Source organism: Pseudomonas sp. FW215-R2 (assembly GCF_058789255.1).
The window spans coordinates 83,854-104,245 of record NZ_JBYTBO010000007.1 but is presented as its reverse complement, the minus strand read 5'-3'; the positions used below and the strand labels follow the sequence as shown (position 1 = coordinate 104,245).

Below are 20,392 nucleotides of genomic sequence, written 5' to 3'. Positions count from 1 at the left end.
TAAAAAAAACCGTCGCACTGAGGCGACGGTTTTTCCTGGGCGGACAGTTAAACGTCCTGGGCCACCTTGGCGGCTTGCAACTGCCGGGCCTTTTCGGTCAGCAGGGCTTTTTCCTCGGGGCTCATGGACTCAAGACGCACCCGCGCCTGAGCCAGTTTGTCCAGTTGCCCGGGACTCGCTTCCTGGCCACGCAAGGCTTGCGCAAGCCCGGCCACGGTCGGATGGTCGAAGACCACACCCGGGTGGATTTCGCACTGCAACAGCTTGCGAATACCCGCGACCAGTTTGATCACCAGCAACGAATGACCACCGGCGGCAAAAAAATCGCGTTCGATGCTCAGGCGATCCTGCCCGAGCAACTGCGCCATGCGCCCGGCCAGCAAGGTTTCGAGGGCGTCTCGCGGCGCGACGTAATCGTCGTCGACACCTTGATCGGCCAGTTGCTGCAAGGCCTTGCGGTCGATCTTGCCGTTGGCCAGCCGTGGCAGGCGCTCGATGAAGCGAATCTGCTGCGGCACCATCACCGCCGGCAGTTGCTGCGCCAGTTGCTCAGGCAGGCTGTCCGCCGCCAGCGATTCACGCGCCACGACAAACGCCTGCAAGCCTTGCTCAGGGCTGTCCCCGGCAATCACCACCGCTTCCTGCACGGATGGCAGGCGCAGCAATTGCGCCTCGACTTCCGTCAGCTCGATGCGGAAACCGCGCACCTTGATCTGATGATCGCGCCGTCCGTGCAGGACAATCGCGCCTTCAGGCGAGTAGCGCGCAAGATCGCCGGTGCGATACAGGCGTTCGCCGTCGATGAACGGGTTGTCGATCAACAATCCCGCCTCGGCGTCGACATTGACGTAGCCGTGAAACAGCTGCGCACCGCCGACATACAACTCGCCGACGACACCGACCGGCGCCAATCGCAGCTGCGCGTCGAGCACGTACACCTGATTGTTGTCGAGCACCTGGCTCAGCAGACCGGCGCCCTGCCCCGGCGCAACCTTGTGCACCATCACGCCGACCGTGGTTTCGGTCGGGCCGTAGTGGTTGAACACCTGGCAATCGCCACGCACCTGCACGATGCGCTGGATCAGCGGTGCGGCAATCGCCTCTCCGCCCAGCACCAGAGTTCGCGGCAAACGCGGCGTGTCGCTGTCGAGCAGCGCAGCCAGATGCGACGGGACGATTTTCAGGCAGTCGACGGCATGCTCTTGCAGGTAGCCGGCGAATGCCTGTGCGTCTTGCATCTGTTCATCGCTGGCCACGTGCAGCGCCGCCCCGTTGAACAGCGCGCCGAACAACGTGGTGTTGCCCAGATCCGCCGCCACCGTGGAGGTCAGACCGAAGTGCCGGTGACCGTCCAGCCCCAGTGCCGTGCTGACACTGGCGGTGTAGTTGAGCAGATGACGGTGTTCGATCAACACGCCTTTCGGCATGCCGGTAGAACCCGAAGTGAACAGCACGTAGGCGAGATCGCTGCCCTGGGTTTCATGAGCCGGAGCCGTTGCAGAACCCGCTTCCAGCAATTGATCGATTGAACGCACCGGCAGCACGCTGTCGTGCCATTCAGCGATCTGCGCGGCATCGGTCAACAACAGGCCGGCACGCGCTTGTTCGAGCATCAGTTGCTGACGGGCCAGCGGCCATTGGCGATCCAGCGGCAGATACGCTGCGCCCACTCGCCAGATCGCGAGCATCGCCACCACCAGCGCCGCCGAACGCGGCAAAGCCAGCGCGACGATCGAATCACGGCCCACACCCTCGGCATGCAACCCCGCCGCCAGTCGCTCGACCTGCGCCTGCAACTGCGCGTAATTCAGGCTGCCGGTCTCATCGGTCAGTGCCAGCGCCTCTGGCGTGGACTGCGCCCATTCAGCGATGCGTTGTGGCAGCAAAGAGATGTCAGCCCAGGATCGCGCCGACGGATTGATCGACAGCAAGCGCTGACGCTCGGCCTCGGTCAGCAAGCTGATCGCATTCAACGGCGCGTATGCGTCGGCCACGAGCTGACCCAGCAGCGTGACGTATTGATCCAGCAGCACCTGCATGGACGCCACGCTGTAGCACTGCGCGGCATATTCAAGCGCCACCGCGCTGGCCACGTTTTCCGCGTTCAACTGCACTTGCAGCAGCAACTCGAATACGCCACCACGCCCGGTCTCCACCCGTTGCGCTGTGCAGCGAGTCGCGCCGATCGCCACCGGCTGTGCCTGACGATGCAACGCAAAACCATAGGCCGGGCGCGCAGCCGCAGGTTGCAGTTCAGGGGCCCAGTATTCCTGCCAGAGCCGATGTTCTTCCAGGCGCGCGGCGACTGTCGGCAGCCATTGCGTGAATGACTGTTCGGCATCCACAGGCAGATTCAGCGGCAGGGTTTTCTCGAACACGCCGATTGCGCCAGAGAAATACTCATAGTCTTCACGACCATCGTGGCGCCAACCCATCAGCACTTCATCGCGACCGCTCAAACGCGCCAGCAGCAACCACCAGGCACTTTGCATCAGCACTGCAACCGGTTGTGTAACGGTCTGCGCCAGACGTTCAAGCCCCGCGACCAATGAAGCGTCGAGTGGCTTGCTGAGGCTCGCCGAATCAGCGCCCGACACCGTGGATTCGCGCGCCGCCAGCCAAGGCGTCGACAGGGTCGCATCGACGCCATTGAGTTGTGCCTGCCAATACGCCCGGGCGGTCGCGGCATCCTCATCGAGGATCACTTCGCTGCGCCATTCCAGGTACTGACCGAACTCGCCCGCCTCTTCGTCCTCAGGCCATTCACGCTGTTCATACGCACGCAGCAACTGCTGATAGACCAGCGTCAGTGCATTGTCATCCAGACTGTGACGGGCCGCGCCCAGCAGCAGCGTCCAACGCTGTTCGGGCAGCGCGTACAACACCGCTTGCACACCGGCTGACTCGCCGGGCACAAAGGCGCGCTGCGCCCATTCGGTCAATTGCGCCTGAATCTCCGCTTCGCTGGCCGGTGCGTTTTGCACCGTCAGCGGAAAGCGCTCGGCGACGTCGGTGAACTGGCGCAGACCATGAAAACCCGGGGCCTTGGCCAGCCGGGCCAGCAACATCGGTTGCTGTGCCAGCACCTGGTCGAAGGCCGCTTGCAGGCGCGCCACGTCGAGCTCGCCGGCGATATCGATGCGCAGGAAACGTGCGGCATCGGCCCAGCATGCAGCGCCGGGCAGTTGATCGCAGAGCATCTGTTGCTCGGGGGTCAACGCCTGCCCCACGTCCTGTTGTTCCATCACCACCTCGTTCATGCCTCTGTTCCTTCGGTTGCGCGAACCGGCTCGCCACGGGCGCCTTGCAAGTCGCTGTGGTCGAACATGTCACCCATGGCCACGACAATCTTGCGCGGACCTTCGAACGGATCGCGGGCATGCGCCACCAACATGTTGTCGAGCAGAATGGCGTCGCCCTTCTGCCAGTCGAACCGCACGGCGCACGCTTCGTAGAGCTCGCCGATGCGCTGCATCACTTCGTCTTCGATCGGCGTGCCGTCCCCGTAGTAAACATGGCGCGGCATGCGCTCCAGACCGAACATCGACAACAGGTCTTCACGCACATCCGGCTCCAGCCAGTAGATGTGGTGCAGTTGCACCTGGTTGAAGAACGATTTCGCACCGGTCACCGGGTGGCGAATGATCGCCGGGCCCGGGGTGCGGGTTTGCAGTTCGTCGTTGTCCAGCCAGCGCCATTCGATACCGCCGGCCCGGCAACGGGCCTCGACTTCGGCACGGTCTTCGGTCTTGAAGAAGTGCTGCCACGACACGTCCAGTTTGTCGGTGAAGGTGCGCACATACAGCAGGCCTTTTTCCTCGAACTTGTCGCGCAGATCCGCCGGCAGTTTTTCGTACATCAAGCGGCAATCCACCACCGGCGTCGCGCCGCCAACCGGGGCCGCCACTTCGCAATAGAACATCTGCTTGCGCGGCCAGCGGTCCTGATGGGAGCTCTCGTTGTGGAACAGAATCATTTTGCGTTCCGGGTACGGCGTGGAGCGGTAGGTGTTCTTGCCGCCCTCTTTCTTCGGCAGATCGCCGTACTGGCCGTACAAGCCGGGCTGGATCGCTTCGGCGAAGGCTTCAAAGCCCTGAATGCCGTCGAGCTCAAAACCGCGGAACAGAATACCGGCGTGAGTAGCGAGCTTCGCCTCGATCAGCGGCCGGTTGTTCTTGATCCACTCGATCAGGTCCAGTTGCGGCTCGTTCGGTTCCACCAGCAGCGGGAACGGTTGTGGCGCCGCCATCAACGATTCACGCACCGGCGCCGGGCGTGCCTTGGCCACCGGGGCGGCGCCGCGCTTGAGGAATTTGCCCAGTTTGTCGGCCTTGGGTCCGGGGGCAGACGGCCGGGTGGCCGCTGCTAAATTGTCGACTGGCATGCTGATAGCTCCCAATTGAATGTCCTGATCAGCGACGATCTGTTCCAACAGGGCTATCCAGGCCTTGACCAGGTACTGAATGCGCTCATGTCCGAACAAGCTTGTGGCGAATTGCCAATTACCCAGCAATTGCCCTTCTTCTTCGTCAACGAACAATGCCATGTCGAATTTAGAATGGGTCTCCAGCGACGGCAGCGCTTCGACGTTCAAACCGCCCATGGCCTGGGTGCGGCCCGGCAGGTTGTTCATCACGAACAGCACCTGCACCAGCGGGTTCATGCCCTTGTGACGGGGCACGCCCGACGCATCGACGATCATGTCGAACGGCAGGTCCTGGTGCTCCAGCGCTTGCAGCAGCGTGTCCTGGGTCTGCGTCAGGAAGCCGCTGAACGAGGCCTCACTCGCAAACCGCGAACGCAGCGGCAACACGTTGACGAAGAAGCCGATCAAGCGCTCCAGCTCCGCCCGCTCACGCCCGGCCACGTCGGCACCGACCAACACGTCGGCGCCTTCACTGACCCGGTGCAGCAATACCTGGAACGACGCCAGCAACGTGCTGTACAGCGTGACACCGGCCCGTGAGGCCAGCGCCCGGACGTCGCGACTCAACTGCGCACCGAGGGCAAACTGCACCGCGTCGCCAGCGTAGGACGGCGTCGCACCGCGCGGGTTGTCCAGCGGCAGATTGAGCTGGCCGTTGTAGCCCGCCAGTTGTTCTTTCCAGAACGTCGCCTGCTGCCCGAGCACGCCCTGTTGTTCCAGCGCCTGTTGCCACAGGGCAAAGTCCGAATACTGCACGGCGAGGGCCGGCAAGGCATGCGGTTCGCCGGCGCTGGCGCGGTCGTAGATTTCCACCAGCTCGTTGATCAACACACCCATCGACCAACCATCGGAAATGATGTGGTGCATCGAATACAGCAACACGTGCTCGCCCGGGCTCAGGTGCAGGATGCGTCCGCGCAACAGCGGCGCCTGCTCCATGTCGATCGGCGTGTTGGCGTTGTCGAGGACGGCTTGCGCCACCTGTTCTTCCTGATCGCTGCGCGACAGGCCGGACAGATCGATCAGCGGGAAATCCAGCTCGACCTCATCGACGATCACGGCAATCGGATCGCCTTCGTCGTCCTGCACATAGGCCGTGCGCAACACCTCATGGCGACGCACCACCTCGGCAAAACTCGCCAGCAGGCGCTGCACCGACAAGTCACCGCGCAAACGCAACGCCATCGGCATGCCATAGGCGGACGTGCCACCGGACAATTGCTCGGCGATCCACAAGCGGCGCTGCACCAGCGACAACGGCGCGCTGCGCTTGGCGCCGTGCGCCTTGAGCTCGACCTGACGTGAATCGAACGCCGCCAGCTCGGCCCCGACATTGGCCTGCATGACCGCCGCCAGATCCTTGAGCACCGGCGCACCGAACAGATCGCGCAGGCTCAGCGTCAGACCGGTGACCTTGCGCAACCGCGAGACGGCCTGGGTCGCCAGCAACGAATGACCGCCGGCCTCGAAGAAATGCGCGTTGCGCCCGATCTGCTCGCGCTCCAGCACGTCCTGCCAGACCTGAGCAATCTGTTGCTCCAACTGGCCCTGTGGCGCGACGAAATCTTCGCTCGACACCTGACTGTCCGGCAGTGGCAAGGCCTTGCGATCCAGCTTGCCGCTCGGGCCGATTGGTAATTGCGCCAGCAGCAGGACATGGCTTGGTTGCATGTAGTCCGGCAGGCTGCTTTTCAGCCCGTCGCGCAGTGTTTGAAGCAGCGCTGCATCAGCGTTGCTGGCCAGTGATTCGTCGTGCGGCACGACGTAAGCCACCAGTTGCTGACCACCCGCCCCCGGCTGTGCCAGCACCAGCGCCTGACGCACACCGTCCAGACGCAGCAAGCACGTTTCGATCTCGCCCAGTTCAATGCGGAAACCACGCACCTTGACCTGATGATCGAGACGCCCGACGTATTCGATCAAACCGTCAGCATTGACCCGCGCCAGATCGCCGGTGCGATACAGCCGCCCGCCCACCGTGCTGAACGGGTCAGGCAGGAAGCGATCGGCCGTCAGGTCAGGACGCTGGAAATAACCCCGCGCCAACAGCTCGCCACCGATCAGCAACTCGCCCACCACACCTTGCGGCACCGGCTGCCCGGCGCTGTCGAGGATATGGATCGTGCGCCCCGCCAGACCGTGACCGATCGGCAATGCCGCCGGCAGCGGCTGTCCGCCCTGCACGTAGTCGACGCAGTCGAGCACGGTGCTGGTGACTGTCGCTTCAGTCGGGCCATAGGCGTTGATCAGTTGCACCTGCTCAAGCCCTGCTCGCTGATACGCTGCGATGCCTTGCGGCGGCATGGTTTCACCGCCCACCACCATCTGGCGCAGACGGCCATAGTCGCGCGGGCCGTGGTCGGCGAAGTCCTGCACCACCACGTTCCAGTAGGCCGTGGTCAGGTCGGCGATGCTGATGTCCCGGTCGATAATTTGCTGATACAGGGTTTCGCTGTCCCACACCTCGTTGCCGCGCAACACCACCGCCGCGCCGCAGATCAGCGCCGGGTAGACCTGCTCGACAAAACTGTCGAAGTTGAACGTGGCAAATTGCAGCACCCGATCACTGGCCGACAGGCCTTTGTAGGCCTCGGACACACGGGTGTGCCGGGCCAGCGTCTGGTGGCTGATGCCCACGCCTTTCGGGCGCCCGGTCGAGCCGGACGTGAACATCACGTACGCCAGGCTTTGCCCGTGCACGACGGGTGACGGGTTGCTGTCGAGCAACGGCCATGCATCGCCGTCCACCGTCAGCGTGCGCACACCGGCCACGGCAGGCAGCCGCTGCAGCAGGTGTTGCTGGCTGAGCATCAGGCGCAGGCCGCTGTCTTCGATCATCGCCAGCAGTCGGTCGGCCGGGTAGCCAGGATCCAGCGGCACATAAGCCCCGCCCGCCTTAAGCACGGCCAACAGGCTGATGATCATGTCCATCGAACGATCAACCGCAATCCCCACCAGCACATCGCTGCCGACGTTGTGTTGCAACAAGCCGTGGGCCACGCGGTTGGCGGCCGCATTGAGCTCGGCGTAAGTCAGTTGCCGGTCTTCGAATATCAGGGCATTGGCGTCCGGGGTTTGCGCCACTTGCTGTTCAAACCACTGATGCACGCCATGTTTGCTGGCCGGCGCGTCGATGGCGGGGAGCATCGGCCCGGCCGCCAGTGCCAGTTCGCCGAGGCGGGTCGACGCCGGTGCCTGCACCATCTGCTGCAACAGGTGATCGAGCTGGCTCGCCAGTTGTTCGACCGAACGTCCGTCGAACTGCTCACGGTCGAAACTCAGGTGCAACGACAGCTGGGCGTCGAGGCTGACCGCAAGGGTCAGCGGGTAGTTGGTCTGTTCGTGATTGGCTACTTCGCCAAAGCGCAGATCCTGCGGCGCACCTTGTTGCAGCGCTTCGGACACCGGGTAGTTTTCGAACACCAGAATGTTGTCGAACAGCGCTTCACCGCCCTGCCCGGCCCAGCGCTGAATCTCGAACAGCGGCGTGTGTTCCTGCTCGCGCAGTGCGAGGTTCTGCGCCTGCACCTGTTGCAGCCAGGCACTCAGCGTTTGTTCGGCACGCGGACTGGCGATCACCGGCAAGGTGTTGATGAACAGGCCGATCTGTTGCTCGACGCCGGCCAGTTGCGCCGGACGCCCGGACACGGTCGCACCGAAGCTGACGGTGTCGAGCCCGGTGAAGCGTTGCAACAGCAGCAGCCAGGCACTTTGCACCAGCGTGTTGAGGGTGACTTTGTGGCCACGGGCAAACTCGTTGAGCTGGCGCGTGCGCACCTCGTCCAGCACATGGAAACGCTCGCCATGGCCCTTGACCGGTTGCACTGCGGCAAACGCGCGCGCCAGTCGGGTCGGCTCTTGCAGGTCGGCCAGTTGCGCGTTCCAGAACGCTTCGCTGACGTGCGCGTCCTGTCGCGACAGCCACTGAATGTAATCGCGATAACGACCCGCGCCGCCGGCCGGTGGCTGACCGCTGTAGCGTTGCAGCACTTCACCGAGCAACTGCGAATTGCTCCAGCCATCCATCAGGATGTGATGGCTGGTGTAGATCAGGCGGCAGGCATCGGCAGCGGTACGCACCACCACCAGACGCAACAACGGCGCGGCGCCCAGTTCGAAACCTTGCTGCTGTTCGGCCAGCGCCAGGGCGGCGATGGCTTGCGGCAGGTCCGCGTGGTCACGCCAGTCGAGCACGCTGAACGGCACCGTCAGGTGCTTGTGGATGACTTGCACCGGACGCTGGAATTCACCGTCCCAGACAAAGCTGCTGCGCAGCACATCGTGGGCATCCAGCGCGTCTTGCCACGCCGCACGGAAGCGTTCGATGTCCAGGCCTTGAACGTCGACGCACATCTGATTGATGTAATCGCCGGCCTGTTGCTCGTACAGGGTGTGGAACAACATGCCCTGCTGCATCGGCGACAGTGGATAGATGTCTTCGATCTGTTGCGGTGCCAGTGCCAGCGAATCGAGCTGCACCTGAGTCAGGTGCGCCAGCGGGAAGTCCGACGGCGTCACGCCGTGGCTGTCGGTCTGGCAGCAATGCTCCAGCAACGCCTTCAGTTCCTGCGCATAGGCATCGGCCAGCGCCTGAATGGTCGCGGTGTCGAACATCTGCGAACTGAACGTCCAGCCGACACTCAACTCACCGCCATACACCTGACCGTTGAGCGTCAGCCAGTTACCCAGCGCCGCCAACGGGCTCTGTTCGGCGCCGGCCGGTTCGTTGGCCGGGCTGAACAGCGCGCCACCATCGTCAGCGAAACCGGCATCGAACTGACCCAGGTAGTTGAAGGTAATACGCGGCATCGGCAGCGCTTGCAGGGTCTGACGCGCCGCGTCGTCGCCCAGATAACGCAGCGCACCGAAACCGATGCCTTTGGCCGGAATCGCGCGCAGTTGCTCCTTGACTGCCTTGATCGACCCGGCAAGGTCGGCAGTCGGGGTCAACCGGACCGGGAACAGGCTGGTGAACCAGCCCACGGTGCGGCTCAGATCCAGTTCATCGAACAGGTCTTCACGGCCGTGGCCTTCGAGCTGAATCAGGGTCGAGTCGCTGGCGGTCCAGCGGGAAATGACCCGTGCCAGCGCGGTCAGCAACAGGTCGTTGACCTGCGTGCGATACGCCGCCGGTGCCTGTTGCAGTAGTTGGCGGGTCTGCTCTTTGTCGAGGCGGGTTTCGACGCTCGCGGCGTAGCGGTTTTGCAGCGCGCCATCCGCGTGATCCAGCGGCAGTTCAACCTTCGCGCCTTGCAGCTGCGCCTGCCAGAAACCCAACTCCGTTTGCAGTGCCGGGCTGGCGGCGTAGGTTTGCAGACGTTGCGCCCAGGTTTTCGCAGCGCTGGTCTTGGCCGGCAGTTTGAGTGTCTGACCGGCCTGCAACTGCTGATACGCCTGTTGCAGGTCTTCCAGCAGAATCCGCCACGACACCCCGTCGACCGCCAGGTGATGGATCACCAACAACAAGCGCTGGCTGCCATCGGCGAGGGTCGCCAACAGTGCCCGCAACAACGGGCCGTTTGCCAGGTCGAGGCTGCGTTGTGCCTGTTCGCCCAGTTGTTCCAGCGCGGCATCATCCGCCACCGCGTGTTGCCAGAGCAGCGGTTCGACGCCCGGCGCACGGTGAGTTGCAGACCACTGGCCGTCACGCTGACTGAACGCCAATCGCAAGGCGTCGTGCTGCACCAGCAGCGCCTGCAACGCTTGTTCGACGTGGGCGGCCTCCAGCGTTTCGCGCGGTTTGAGCAACACCGACTGGTTCCAGTGATGCGGCTCGGCCATGGCGCTGTCGAAGAACAATTGCTGGAACGGCAGCAATGGACTGTCGCCCGTCACCGAGCCCTGATCAATGCTCGGACCGGCCACACCGACCTTGGCCACGGCCGCCAGACTCTGCACGTTCTGGTGCAGGAACAGATCCTTGGGACTGAAATGAATCCCGGCCTGACGCGCGCGGCTGACCACCTGAATCGAGATGATCGAATCCCCGCCCAGCTCGAAGAAGTTGTCGTGAATGCCCACCTGCTCCAGGCCCAGCACGTTCTGCCAGATCGCCACCAGCGCTTGCTCGATCTCGCTGGTCGGCGCGCTGTAGGCTTTCTGGCTGACGCTCAGATCGGCCTTCGGCAGGGCTTTGCGCTCGAGTTTGCCGTTGGGGCTGACCGGCATCTTCGCCAGCAACAGCCAGTGTTGAGGGATCATGTATTCCGGCAGGTTCTGGCTCAGGTGTTCCTTGAGACGGCGCTGGAAGGCCTGGCGACGATCATCGTCCGCCTCAAGCAGCGATTCGTCGTTCGGCACCACATAACCCACCAGCAACGAACCGTCCTGGGCGATGACTACGGTCTCGCGTACGTCATCGTGTTCGGCCAGACGCGCTTCGATTTCGCCCAGTTCGATGCGCAGACCACGGATCTTCACCTGATGGTCCATACGCCCGGCGTACTCGATCACACCGTCGGCGCGATAGCGCGCCAGGTCACCGGTGCGGTACAGGCGCTGGCCGTCACCGAACGGACTGGTGACAAAGCGCTCGGCAGTCAGCGACGGACGACGGTGATAACCACGGGCCAGGCCTTCGCCACCCAGGTACAACTCGCCGATCACACCGACCGGCAACGGCGCCAGGCTGTTGTCGAGGATGTAGGTGCTCAGATTCGCGATTGGCTGACCGATCGGCACGCTGTCGCGACCTTCGTCGCGGCACGTCCAGTGGGTGACGTCGATCGCTGCTTCAGTCGGACCGTAGAGGTTGAACAACCCGGCGTTCGGCAACTTGGCGAACACCTGCTGCTGCGCATCGACTTGCAGGGCTTCACCGCTGCACACAATCCGCGTCAGGCTGGTGCATTCGGCCACCGCCGGATCCTGCAGGAACGCCTGCAACATTGATGGCACGAAGTGCAGCGTGGTGATGCGCTGTTCGGTGATCACCTGAATCAGTTGCGCCGGATCACGGTGCGCGCCCGGAGCCGCGACCACCAACGAAGAGCCGGTCATCAACGGCCAGAAGAACTCCCACACCGACACGTCGAAGCTGAACGGAGTCTTTTGCAGCACGCTGTCGTCAGCCGTCAGCTGATAGGCCTGTTGCATCCAGCACAAGCGGTTGACCAGTGCCGAGTGACGATTGCCCGCGCCTTTCGGTTTGCCGGTCGAGCCGGAGGTGTAGATCACGTAAGCGAGGTTTTCCGGATCGATGTTCAGCTCCGGGTTGGCCTCGCTGCGACCTTCCAGCCAGTCACCTTCCTGATCCAGCACCAGACTGCGCAGCCCCGCCGGAACCGGCAGTTGCGCCAGCAGATGGCTTTGGGTCAGCAGCAAGGCAATCCCGCTGTCCTCGAACATGTAGGCCAGACGATCCTGCGGGTACTCTGGGTCCAGCGGCAGATACGCACCGCCCGCCTTGAGAATCGCCAGCAGGCCGACAACCATTTCCAGCGAGCGCTCGACCGAGATCCCGACCAATACTTCCGGGCCAACACCGTTTTCGATCAGCACCGCTGCCAGCTGATTAGCGCGAGCGTTGAGCTGGGCGTAAGTCAGACGTTGTTCACCAAACACCAGCGCCAAGGCGTCCGGGGTGGCGCGCACCTGTTCCTCAATCAGCGAATGCACACTGCGCGACAGTGGGTATTCGGTGGCGGTGGCGTTCCAGCCTTCGACAATCAGTTCGCGCTCTGCGCCGTCGAGCAACACCAGTTCGGCCAGCGGACGCGCCGGGTCGGCCACGACGGCTTTGAGCAGGTTCAGCCAATGCCCGGCGAGGCGCTGGATGCTGCTCGCCTCGAACAGATCGGTGGCGTAAGTAAAGGACGCGTCCAGGCCTTCCGGGCTGTCGCCGGTGTCCAGCGCCAGATCGAACTGCGCGGTCCGGTGTTCCCAGCTCAGGCTTTGCAGGTTCAGCCCCGGCAATTGCGCGACGAGATCGGACTCGGCTTCGGTGCGATGGTTGAACATCGCCTGGAACAACGGGCTGTGGCTCAGATTGCGTTCAGGCTGCAAGGCATCGACCAGTTGCTCGAACGGCAGGTCCTGATGCATTTGCGCGGCAATCGCAGTGTGCTTGACCTGCTGCAACAACCGGGCGAAATCCAGCGCCGGATCGAACTCGGCCCGCAGCACCTGGGTGTTGACGAAGAAGCCGATCAGTCGCTCGATTTCCAGACGATTGCGGTTGGCAATCGGCACCCCGACGCGGATATCCGACTGACCACTGTAGCGGTGCAACAGGGTCTGGAACGAAGCCAGCAGCAACATGAACACGGTCACGCCTTCACGCCGCGCCAGCGCCTTGAGTGCGTCACCCAGCGCCGGTTCGAGGGTCACGTTCAGGCGCGCACCGCGAAAGCTCTGCACGGCGGGACGCGGGTGGTCGGCCGGCATTTCCAGCAGCGGTTGCTCGCTGCCCAGTTGAGTCTTCCAGTACGTCAGTTGGCGTTCGCGCTCGCCGTTGTCCATCCACTCGCGCTGCCACACCGCGTAATCGGCGTACTGCACCGCCAGCGCCGGCAACTCGGCCGCGCGGCCCTGACTGAACGCCGCGTAGCAGGCGATCAGGTCCTCGATCATCACCTGCATCGACCAGCCATCGGAGACGATGTGGTGCAGGGTCAAGACCAGCACATGGTCGGTGTCGCTGATGCGCAGCAAGGTCACCCGCAGCAACTCGCCTGCCAACAGATCGAACGCCTGCTGGGTCTGTTGTTCGACGAAGGTTTTGATCTGCTCTTCCGTGGCGTTGGCCAGCGTCTGCTCGTGCAACGCCACCTGCCCGCTCGGCCGGATCACTTGCTGCACGCGCCCGTCGGTATCGACAAACGCCGTGCGCAGGCTTTCGTGGCGCTGGATCAGCGCCTGGAAGCTTTGCTCCAGTGCCGCACGATCGAGTTCGCCGCGCAGGCGCAGCGCGGTGGGAATGTTGTAGGCGGCGCTTTGCGGGTCCATCTGCCACAGGAACCATTGACGTTCCTGTGCGTAGGACAGCGCCAGCGGTTGCTCGCGGCCGACCTGTGGAATCGGGGTTTGCGTGGTCTGTTGATCGGCATCGAGGACGCGGACAAACGCTTCCAGGCTGCTGTGTTCGAACAGCGTGCGCAGCGGCACCTGAATATCCAGCGTGCGGCGGATGCGCGACACCACCTGGGTCACCAGCAGCGAATGCCCGCCCAGTTCGAAGAAGTTGTCGGTCAGGCCGACGCGCTCAAGCTTGAGCACGTCCTGCCAGATCGCCGCGACGTGTTTTTGCAGTTCGCTCTGCGGCGCGACAAAGGTGTTTTGCAGGGTGCTGGCATCAAACTTCGGCAACGCCTTGCGTTCGAGTTTGCCGTTGGGGCTGACCGGCATTTTCTCCAGCCAGACCCAGTGCTGCGGCACCATGAACTCCGGCAGGCTCTGCCCCAGATGCGCCTTGAGCTCGAGGTTTTTCGCGCTGCGCGTGGCGTCATCCGCATTCAACAGCGCTTCATCGTCGGGCACCACGTAGGCCACCAGCAACGAGCCGTCCTGGGCGATGACCACGGTTTCCCGTACATCATCGTGCTCAGCCAGTCGCGCTTCGATTTCGCCCAGTTCGATACGCAGGCCACGGATCTTCACCTGGTGGTCCATACGCCCGGCGTACTCGATCACGCCGTCGGCGCGATAGCGCGCCAGGTCACCGGTGCGGTACAGACGCTGGCCGTCACCGAACGGACTGGTGACGAAACGCTCAGCGGTCAACGCCGGACGACGATGGTATCCACGGGCCAGGCCTTCACCGCCCAGGTACAGTTCGCCGATCACACCCACCGGCAACGGCGCCAGGCTGTTGTCGAGGATGTAGGTGCTCAGATTCGCAATCGGCTGACCGATCGGCACGCTGTCGCGGCCTTCGTCGCGGCAAGTCCAATGGGTCACGTCGATGGCCGCTTCGGTCGGGCCGTAGAGGTTGAACAGTCCGGCGTTCGGCAACTTGGCGAACACCTGCTGTTGCGCATCGACCTGCAACGCTTCACCGCTGCACACAATTCGGGTCAGGCTGGTGCATTCCGCCACCGCTGGATCCTGCAGGAACGCCTGCAACATCGACGGCACGAAGTGCAGCGTGGTGATGCGTTGCTCGGTGATCACCTGAATCAGTTGCGCCGGATCACGGTGCGCGCCCGGAGCCGCCACCACCAACGAAGAACCGGTCATCAACGGCCAGAAGAACTCCCACACCGAAACGTCGAAACTGAACGGGGTCTTTTGCAGAACGCTGTCTTCAGCCGTCAGCTGATAGGCCTGCTGCATCCAGCACAAGCGGTTGACCAGCGCCGAGTGGCGGTTGCCCGCACCTTTCGGTTTACCGGTCGAGCCCGAGGTGTAGATCACGTAGGCGAGGTTTTCCGGATCGATGTTCAGCTCCGGGTTGGCCTCGCTGCGACCTTCCAGCCAATCACCTTCCTGATCCAGCACCAGACTGCGCAGCCCCGCCGGAACCGGCAGTTGCGCCAGCAAGTGGCTTTGGGTCAGCAACAAGGCAATCCCGCTGTCCTCGAACATGTAGGCCAGACGATCCTGCGGGTACTCCGGATCCAGCGGCAGATACGCACCGCCGGCCTTGAGAATCGCCAGCAGGCCGACGACCATTTCCAGCGAGCGCTCGACCGAGATGCCGACCAATACTTCCGGGCCGACACCGTGTTCGATCAACACCGCTGCCAATTGATTGGCGCGGGCATTGAGCTGGGCGTAAGTCAGACGCTGTTCACCAAACACCAGCGCCAAGGCGTCCGGAGTGGCGCGTACCTGATCTTCGATCAACGAATGCACGCTGCGTGACAGCGGGTATTCCGTGGCAGTGGCGTTCCAGCCTTCGACAATCACGTCGCGTTCTGCGCTATCGAGCAGCACCAGTTCGGCCAGCGAGCAACTCGCGTCGGCCACAACCGCTGCCAGCAGGTTTTGCCAATGCCCGGCCATACGTTCGATGGTGGCGGTGCTGAACAGATCGGTGGCGAAAGTCAGCTGTGCGCCGAGACCTTGCGGGGTCTCGAAGGTGTCCAGGCTCAGGTCGAACTGAGCGGTCTGGCTGGCCATGCTCAGCGGATCGATTTGCAGACCCGGCAGACGCGCGCCTTGCTGCGACTCTCCGGTCGCGAGGTTCTGGTGGTTGAACATCACCTGGAACAGCGGGCTGTGGCTCAGGCTGCGTTCCGGTTGCAGAGCTTCCACCAACTGTTCGAACGGCAGTTCCTGATGCGCCTGGGCACCCATCGCCGATTGCTTGACCTGTTGCAACAGGCTGCGAAAACTCGCCTGCGGGTCAATGCGTGCCTTGAGCACCTGGGTGTTGACGAAGAAGCCGATCAAGCGCTCGGTCTCGACCCGGTTGCGGTTGGCGTTGGGTACGCCGACGCTGATTTCGTTCTGGCCGCTGTAGCGGTGCAACAAGGCCTGGAACGAGGCCAGCAAGACCATGAACACGGTCATGCCTTCGCGCTGGGCGAGAGTTTTCAGACCGGCAGCCAATTGATTGTCGAGGGTTACGTCGAGCCGCTGGCCACGGAAGCTCTGCACCGACGGCCGAGGAAAATCGGTCGGCAGTTGCAGCACCGAATGGTCGGTGCCCAGTTGTTCCTGCCAGTAAGCCAATTGCCGCGCGCGCTCGCCCGCCTCCATCCAGTGCCGCTGCCAGATGGCGTAGTCGGCGTACTGGATTGGCAATTCGGCGAGGCTGACGTCGCGCCCCTGTGCATAACCGGAATACAACTGCACCAGCTCTTCGACCATGACCCGCATCGACCAGCCATCGGCCGCAATGTGGTGCACGGTGACGGCCAGCACATGCTCGTCATCCGCCAGACGCAGCAGGCTGGCGCGCATCAGCGGGCCGGTCTGCAGATCGAACGGAAGGTGCAACTGTTCGTTGATGTAAGCCTGAATCTGCTGCTCGCGTTGCGCCGGATCCGCCGCACTTTCCAGCGCATCCACCGCGATGGTCAGCGGCAGCTGCGCGTGAATCACCTGCACAGCGCCTTCGTCGTCCTGACCGAAGGTCGTGCGCAGGCTGTCGTGACGGGCGATCACGGCGTTGAACGCACACTCCAGCGCCGGCACGTCGAGGACGCCGCGCAACTGCAGCGCCGTCGGGATGTTGTAGGCCGCACTGTGCGGGTCCATCTGCCAGACAAACCATTGCCGGTCCTGAGCGAACGACAACGGGATCGCGGTGAACTCCTCGCGGGTCTGCGGAATCGGCAGGTTCGCGGGAGAAACCCCTTCCTGGAGCATCTTTTCAAGATAGAGCGTGCGCTTTTCCAGGGGCAGACAAATAAACCGCCTGGCAATCTTCAGTGCGACATTCCTATCCATCAAGCCTCCTCCATTTCATCAAGCAGGGATTCCAGCTTGCTCAGTTTCAACATATCGACTTGCTCATCGGCGGCGTCCAGCTGGCTGACGAAATCGCCAAGCGCGGGGTGCTGGAAAATCAATTGCGGTGTCAGCTTCAGGCCCAGTTCCAGTTGCAGGCGCGAAACCACGGTGACGGCCAGCAAGGAGTGGCCGCCCAGTTCGAAGAAGTTGTCGTTGAGGCCGATGCGCTCCAGTTGCAGCACGTCCTGCCAGATGGCCGCCACTTGTTGTTGCAGTTCAGTGGACGGCGCGACAAAGGCCTGCTGCGCCTGGCTGGCATCGAACTTGGGCAGTGCCTTGCGTTCGAGTTTGCCGTTCGGGCTGACCGGCATTTTCGCCAGCAGCACCCAGTGCAGCGGAACCATATAGTCAGGAACGTTCCGGGCGAGGTGTTCTTTAAGGCGCTGGAACAGTTCGCTGCGGCTGGCCTCGTCGGCCTCCACCAGACGGGCGTCGTTTGGCACCACGTAACCCACCAGCAACGAGCCGTCCTGAGCGATGACCACGGTCTCGCGCACGTCATCGTGTTCGGCCAGACGCGCTTCGATTTCACCCAGTTCGATACGCAGACCGCGGATCTTCACCTGATGGTCCATACGCCCGGCGTACTCGATCACGCCGTCGGCGCGATAGCGCGCCAGGTCACCGGTGCGGTACAGGCGCTGGCCGTCACCGAACGGACTGGTGACGAAACGCTCAGCGGTCAACGCCGGACGACGATGGTATCCACGGGCCAGGCCTTCACCGCCCAGGTACAGTTCGCCGATCACGCCGGCCGGCAGCGGAGCCAGGCTGTTGTCGAGGATGTAAGTGCTGAGGTTGGCGATGGGCTGACCGATCGGCACACTGTCGCGACCTTCGTCGCGGCAGGTCCAGTGAGTGACGTCGATGGCCGCTTCGGTCGGGCCGTAGAGGTTGAACAACCCGGCGTTCGGCAACTTGGCGAACACCTGCTGCTGCGCATCGACTTGCAAGGCTTCACCGCTGCACACGATCCGCGTCAGGCTGGTGCATTCGGCCACCGCCGGGTCTTGCAGGAACGCCTGCAACATTGATGGCACGAAGTGCAACGTGGTGATGCGCTGTTCGGTGATGACCTGAATCAACTGCGCCGGATCACGGTGTGCGCCCGGAGCCGCGACCACCAACGACGAACCGGTCATCAACGGCCAGAAGAACTCCCACACCGACACGTCGAAGCTGAACGGAGTCTTTTGCAGCACGCTGTCGTCAGCGGTCAGCTGATAGGCCTGTTGCATCCAGCACAAGCGGTTGACCAGCGCCGAATGACGGTTGCCCGCGCCTTTCGGTTTGCCGGTCGAGCCGGAGGTGTAGATCACGTAGGCGAGGTTTTCCGGATCGATGTTCAGCTCCGGGTTGGCCTCGCTGCGACCTTCCAGCCAATCACCTTCCTGATCCAGCACCAGACTGCGCAGCCCCGCCGGAACCGGCAGTTGCGCCAGCAGATGGCTTTGCGTCAGCAGCAAGGCAATGCCGCTGTCCTCGAACATGTAGGCCAGACGATCCTGCGGGTACTCTGGGTCCAGCGGCAGATACGCACCGCCCGCCTTGAGAATCGCCAGCAGGCCGACAACCATTTCCAGCGAGCGCTCGACCGAGATCCCGACCAGCACTTCCGGGCCGACACCGTGTTCGATCAATACCGCAGCCAACTGGTTGGCGCGGGCGTTGAGTTGGGCATAGCTCAGGCGTTGCTCGCCGAACACCAGCGCCAAAGCGTCTGGCGTGGCGCGCACCTGATCCTCGATCAGCGAATGCACGCTGCGCGACAGCGGGTATTCCGTGGCCGTCGCGTTCCATTGTTCGACCTGCTGCTGTTGCTCCTCGCAGGAGAGCAATTCCAGTTGGCCCAACGCCAAAGCGCCGCCCTGCATCATCTGCGTCAGCAGGTTGTGCAAGTGTTCGCCCAGTCGCGCAATGTCGACTTCGGCAAAATGCGCACGGCCGTAGCTGAAGTGCAGCGACAGCGTGTCGCCCATGCTCACGGCAAGGGTCAACGGGTAGTTGGTCTGCTCGTGGTTGGTGACGTCGGTGAAGCGCAATCCGGCCGGCGCACCCTGTTGCATGGCCTCCGATACCGGGTAGTTCTCGAACACCAGAATGCTGTCGAACAGGGCATCGCCGCCCTTGCCGGCCCAGCGCTGGATCTCGAACAGCGGCGTGTGTTCGTGCTCGCGCAGGCTCAGGTTTTGCGTCTGCACGGTGTGCAGCCACTGGCCGACACTCTGCTCGGCACGCGGGGTGCCGATCACCGGCAGGGTGTTGATGAACAGCCCGATCTGCTGCTCGATGCCTTTGAGATCCGCCGGACGCCCGGCCACCGTCGCGCCGAACGCGACCGTGTCCTGACCGCTGTAGCGTTGCAGCAACAGCAGCCACGCCGCTTGCACCAGGGTGTTGAGGGTGACTTTCTGTTCGCGGGCGAACTCGGCCAGTTGCCGGGTGGCAGCGGCATTCATGACGCGCTGATGATCGGCATACCCTGCGACGTCCATCAGGTCATCACGACGGGCGATGGCTTGGGTCAGGCGGGTCGGCTCTTGCAGGTCGGCCAACTGGGTTTTCCAGAACGACTCGCTGACGCTGCCGTCCTGACGTTGCAGCCAGGCGATGTAGTCGCGATAACGCCCCACCGATTGCGCCAGCGGCTGACCGCTGTAGCGGTGCAGCACTTCGCCCATCAACTGCGAGTTGCCCCAGCCATCCATCAGGATGTGATGGTTGGTGTAGATCAGGTGGTAGGTGTCATCGTCGATGCGCACCAGACACAGGCGCAGCAACGGCGCGGCGGTCAGCTCGAAGCCCTGTTTGCGCTCCTGCGCAGCCAGTGCGTCGAGGTCAGCCTGATAGTCACGGCGACCACGCCAGTCCTGCACGCTGAACGGCAGTTCGACCTGCTTGTGCACCACTTGCACCGGGCGCTCGCCCTGCCACAGGAAACCGCTGCGAAGCACGTCATGCGCCTGCAACGCTGCCTGCCAGGCAGCACGGAAGCGCTCGACATCCAGGCCCTGCACATCGGCGCGGGTCTGGTTGATGTAGTCGCCCGCCTCTTCCTCGTACAGCGTGTGGAACAGCATGCCTTGCTGCATCGGCGACAGCGGGTAGATGTCTTCGATCAACGACGCCGGCAGCGGCAACCCATCGAGTTGTGTCTGGCTCAGCGGTGCCAGCGGGAAGTCCGACGGTGTCACACCGTGCACGCCGTCGCGGCAGCAATGTTCGATCAGTGCCGCCAGTTCCTGCGCGTAATCGTCGGCCAGGGCTTGAACGGTGCCGCGCTCGAACATGCGCTCACTGAAGGTCCAGCCGAGGCTGAATTCGCCGCCGTAAATGCCGCCGTTGAGGGTCAACGGACTGCTGAGCAAGGCGTCCAGGCTCTGCTCCACACCGCGTGCTTCACTGGACGGCGTAAACAGGGCTGCCTGCCCAGCATCGAAGCTGCTGTCGAACTGCCCCAGGTAGTTGAAGGTGATCACCGGTTGCGGCAAGGCACGCAGGGTTTCACGGACCGCGTCGCTGCCCAGATAACGCAACACACCGAAGCCGATGCCTTTGTTCGGGATG

3 protein-coding genes (1 of these 3 cut by a window edge) are annotated in these 20,392 nt (G+C 63.2%); all 3 read right to left on the bottom strand.

Features of this window, described 5'->3' with window-relative positions; genetic code table 11:
- Positions 1-47: 47 nt before the first annotated feature.
- Tightly spaced (each overlapping or abutting the next), the 3 genes in view from AC3WRD_RS12015 to AC3WRD_RS12005 form a layout consistent with a single transcriptional unit that may run on beyond the window.
- Positions 48-3,260 carry a non-ribosomal peptide synthetase gene (locus AC3WRD_RS12015; protein WP_102621953.1) on the bottom strand — a complete coding sequence of 1,071 codons (3,213 nt, stop codon included), beginning with the start codon at positions 3,258-3,260 and terminating at the stop codon, positions 48-50.
- Entirely contained in the window at positions 3,257-16,762 is a 13,506-nt protein-coding gene (locus AC3WRD_RS12010; RefSeq protein ID WP_102621952.1) for a non-ribosomal peptide synthetase, read from the bottom strand. The genes AC3WRD_RS12015 and AC3WRD_RS12010 overlap by 4 nt, the downstream gene beginning before the upstream one ends.
- On the bottom strand, positions 16,762-20,392 hold the 3' portion of the coding sequence (locus AC3WRD_RS12005; RefSeq protein ID WP_102621951.1) for a non-ribosomal peptide synthase/polyketide synthase. It continues 13,334 nt past the right edge of the window; 3,631 of the gene's 16,965 nt are visible here — the last part of the coding sequence; the start codon falls outside the window, past its right edge — the gene reads right to left on this strand; its stop codon occupies positions 16,762-16,764. Before AC3WRD_RS12005 ends, AC3WRD_RS12010 begins: the two co-directional genes overlap by 1 nt.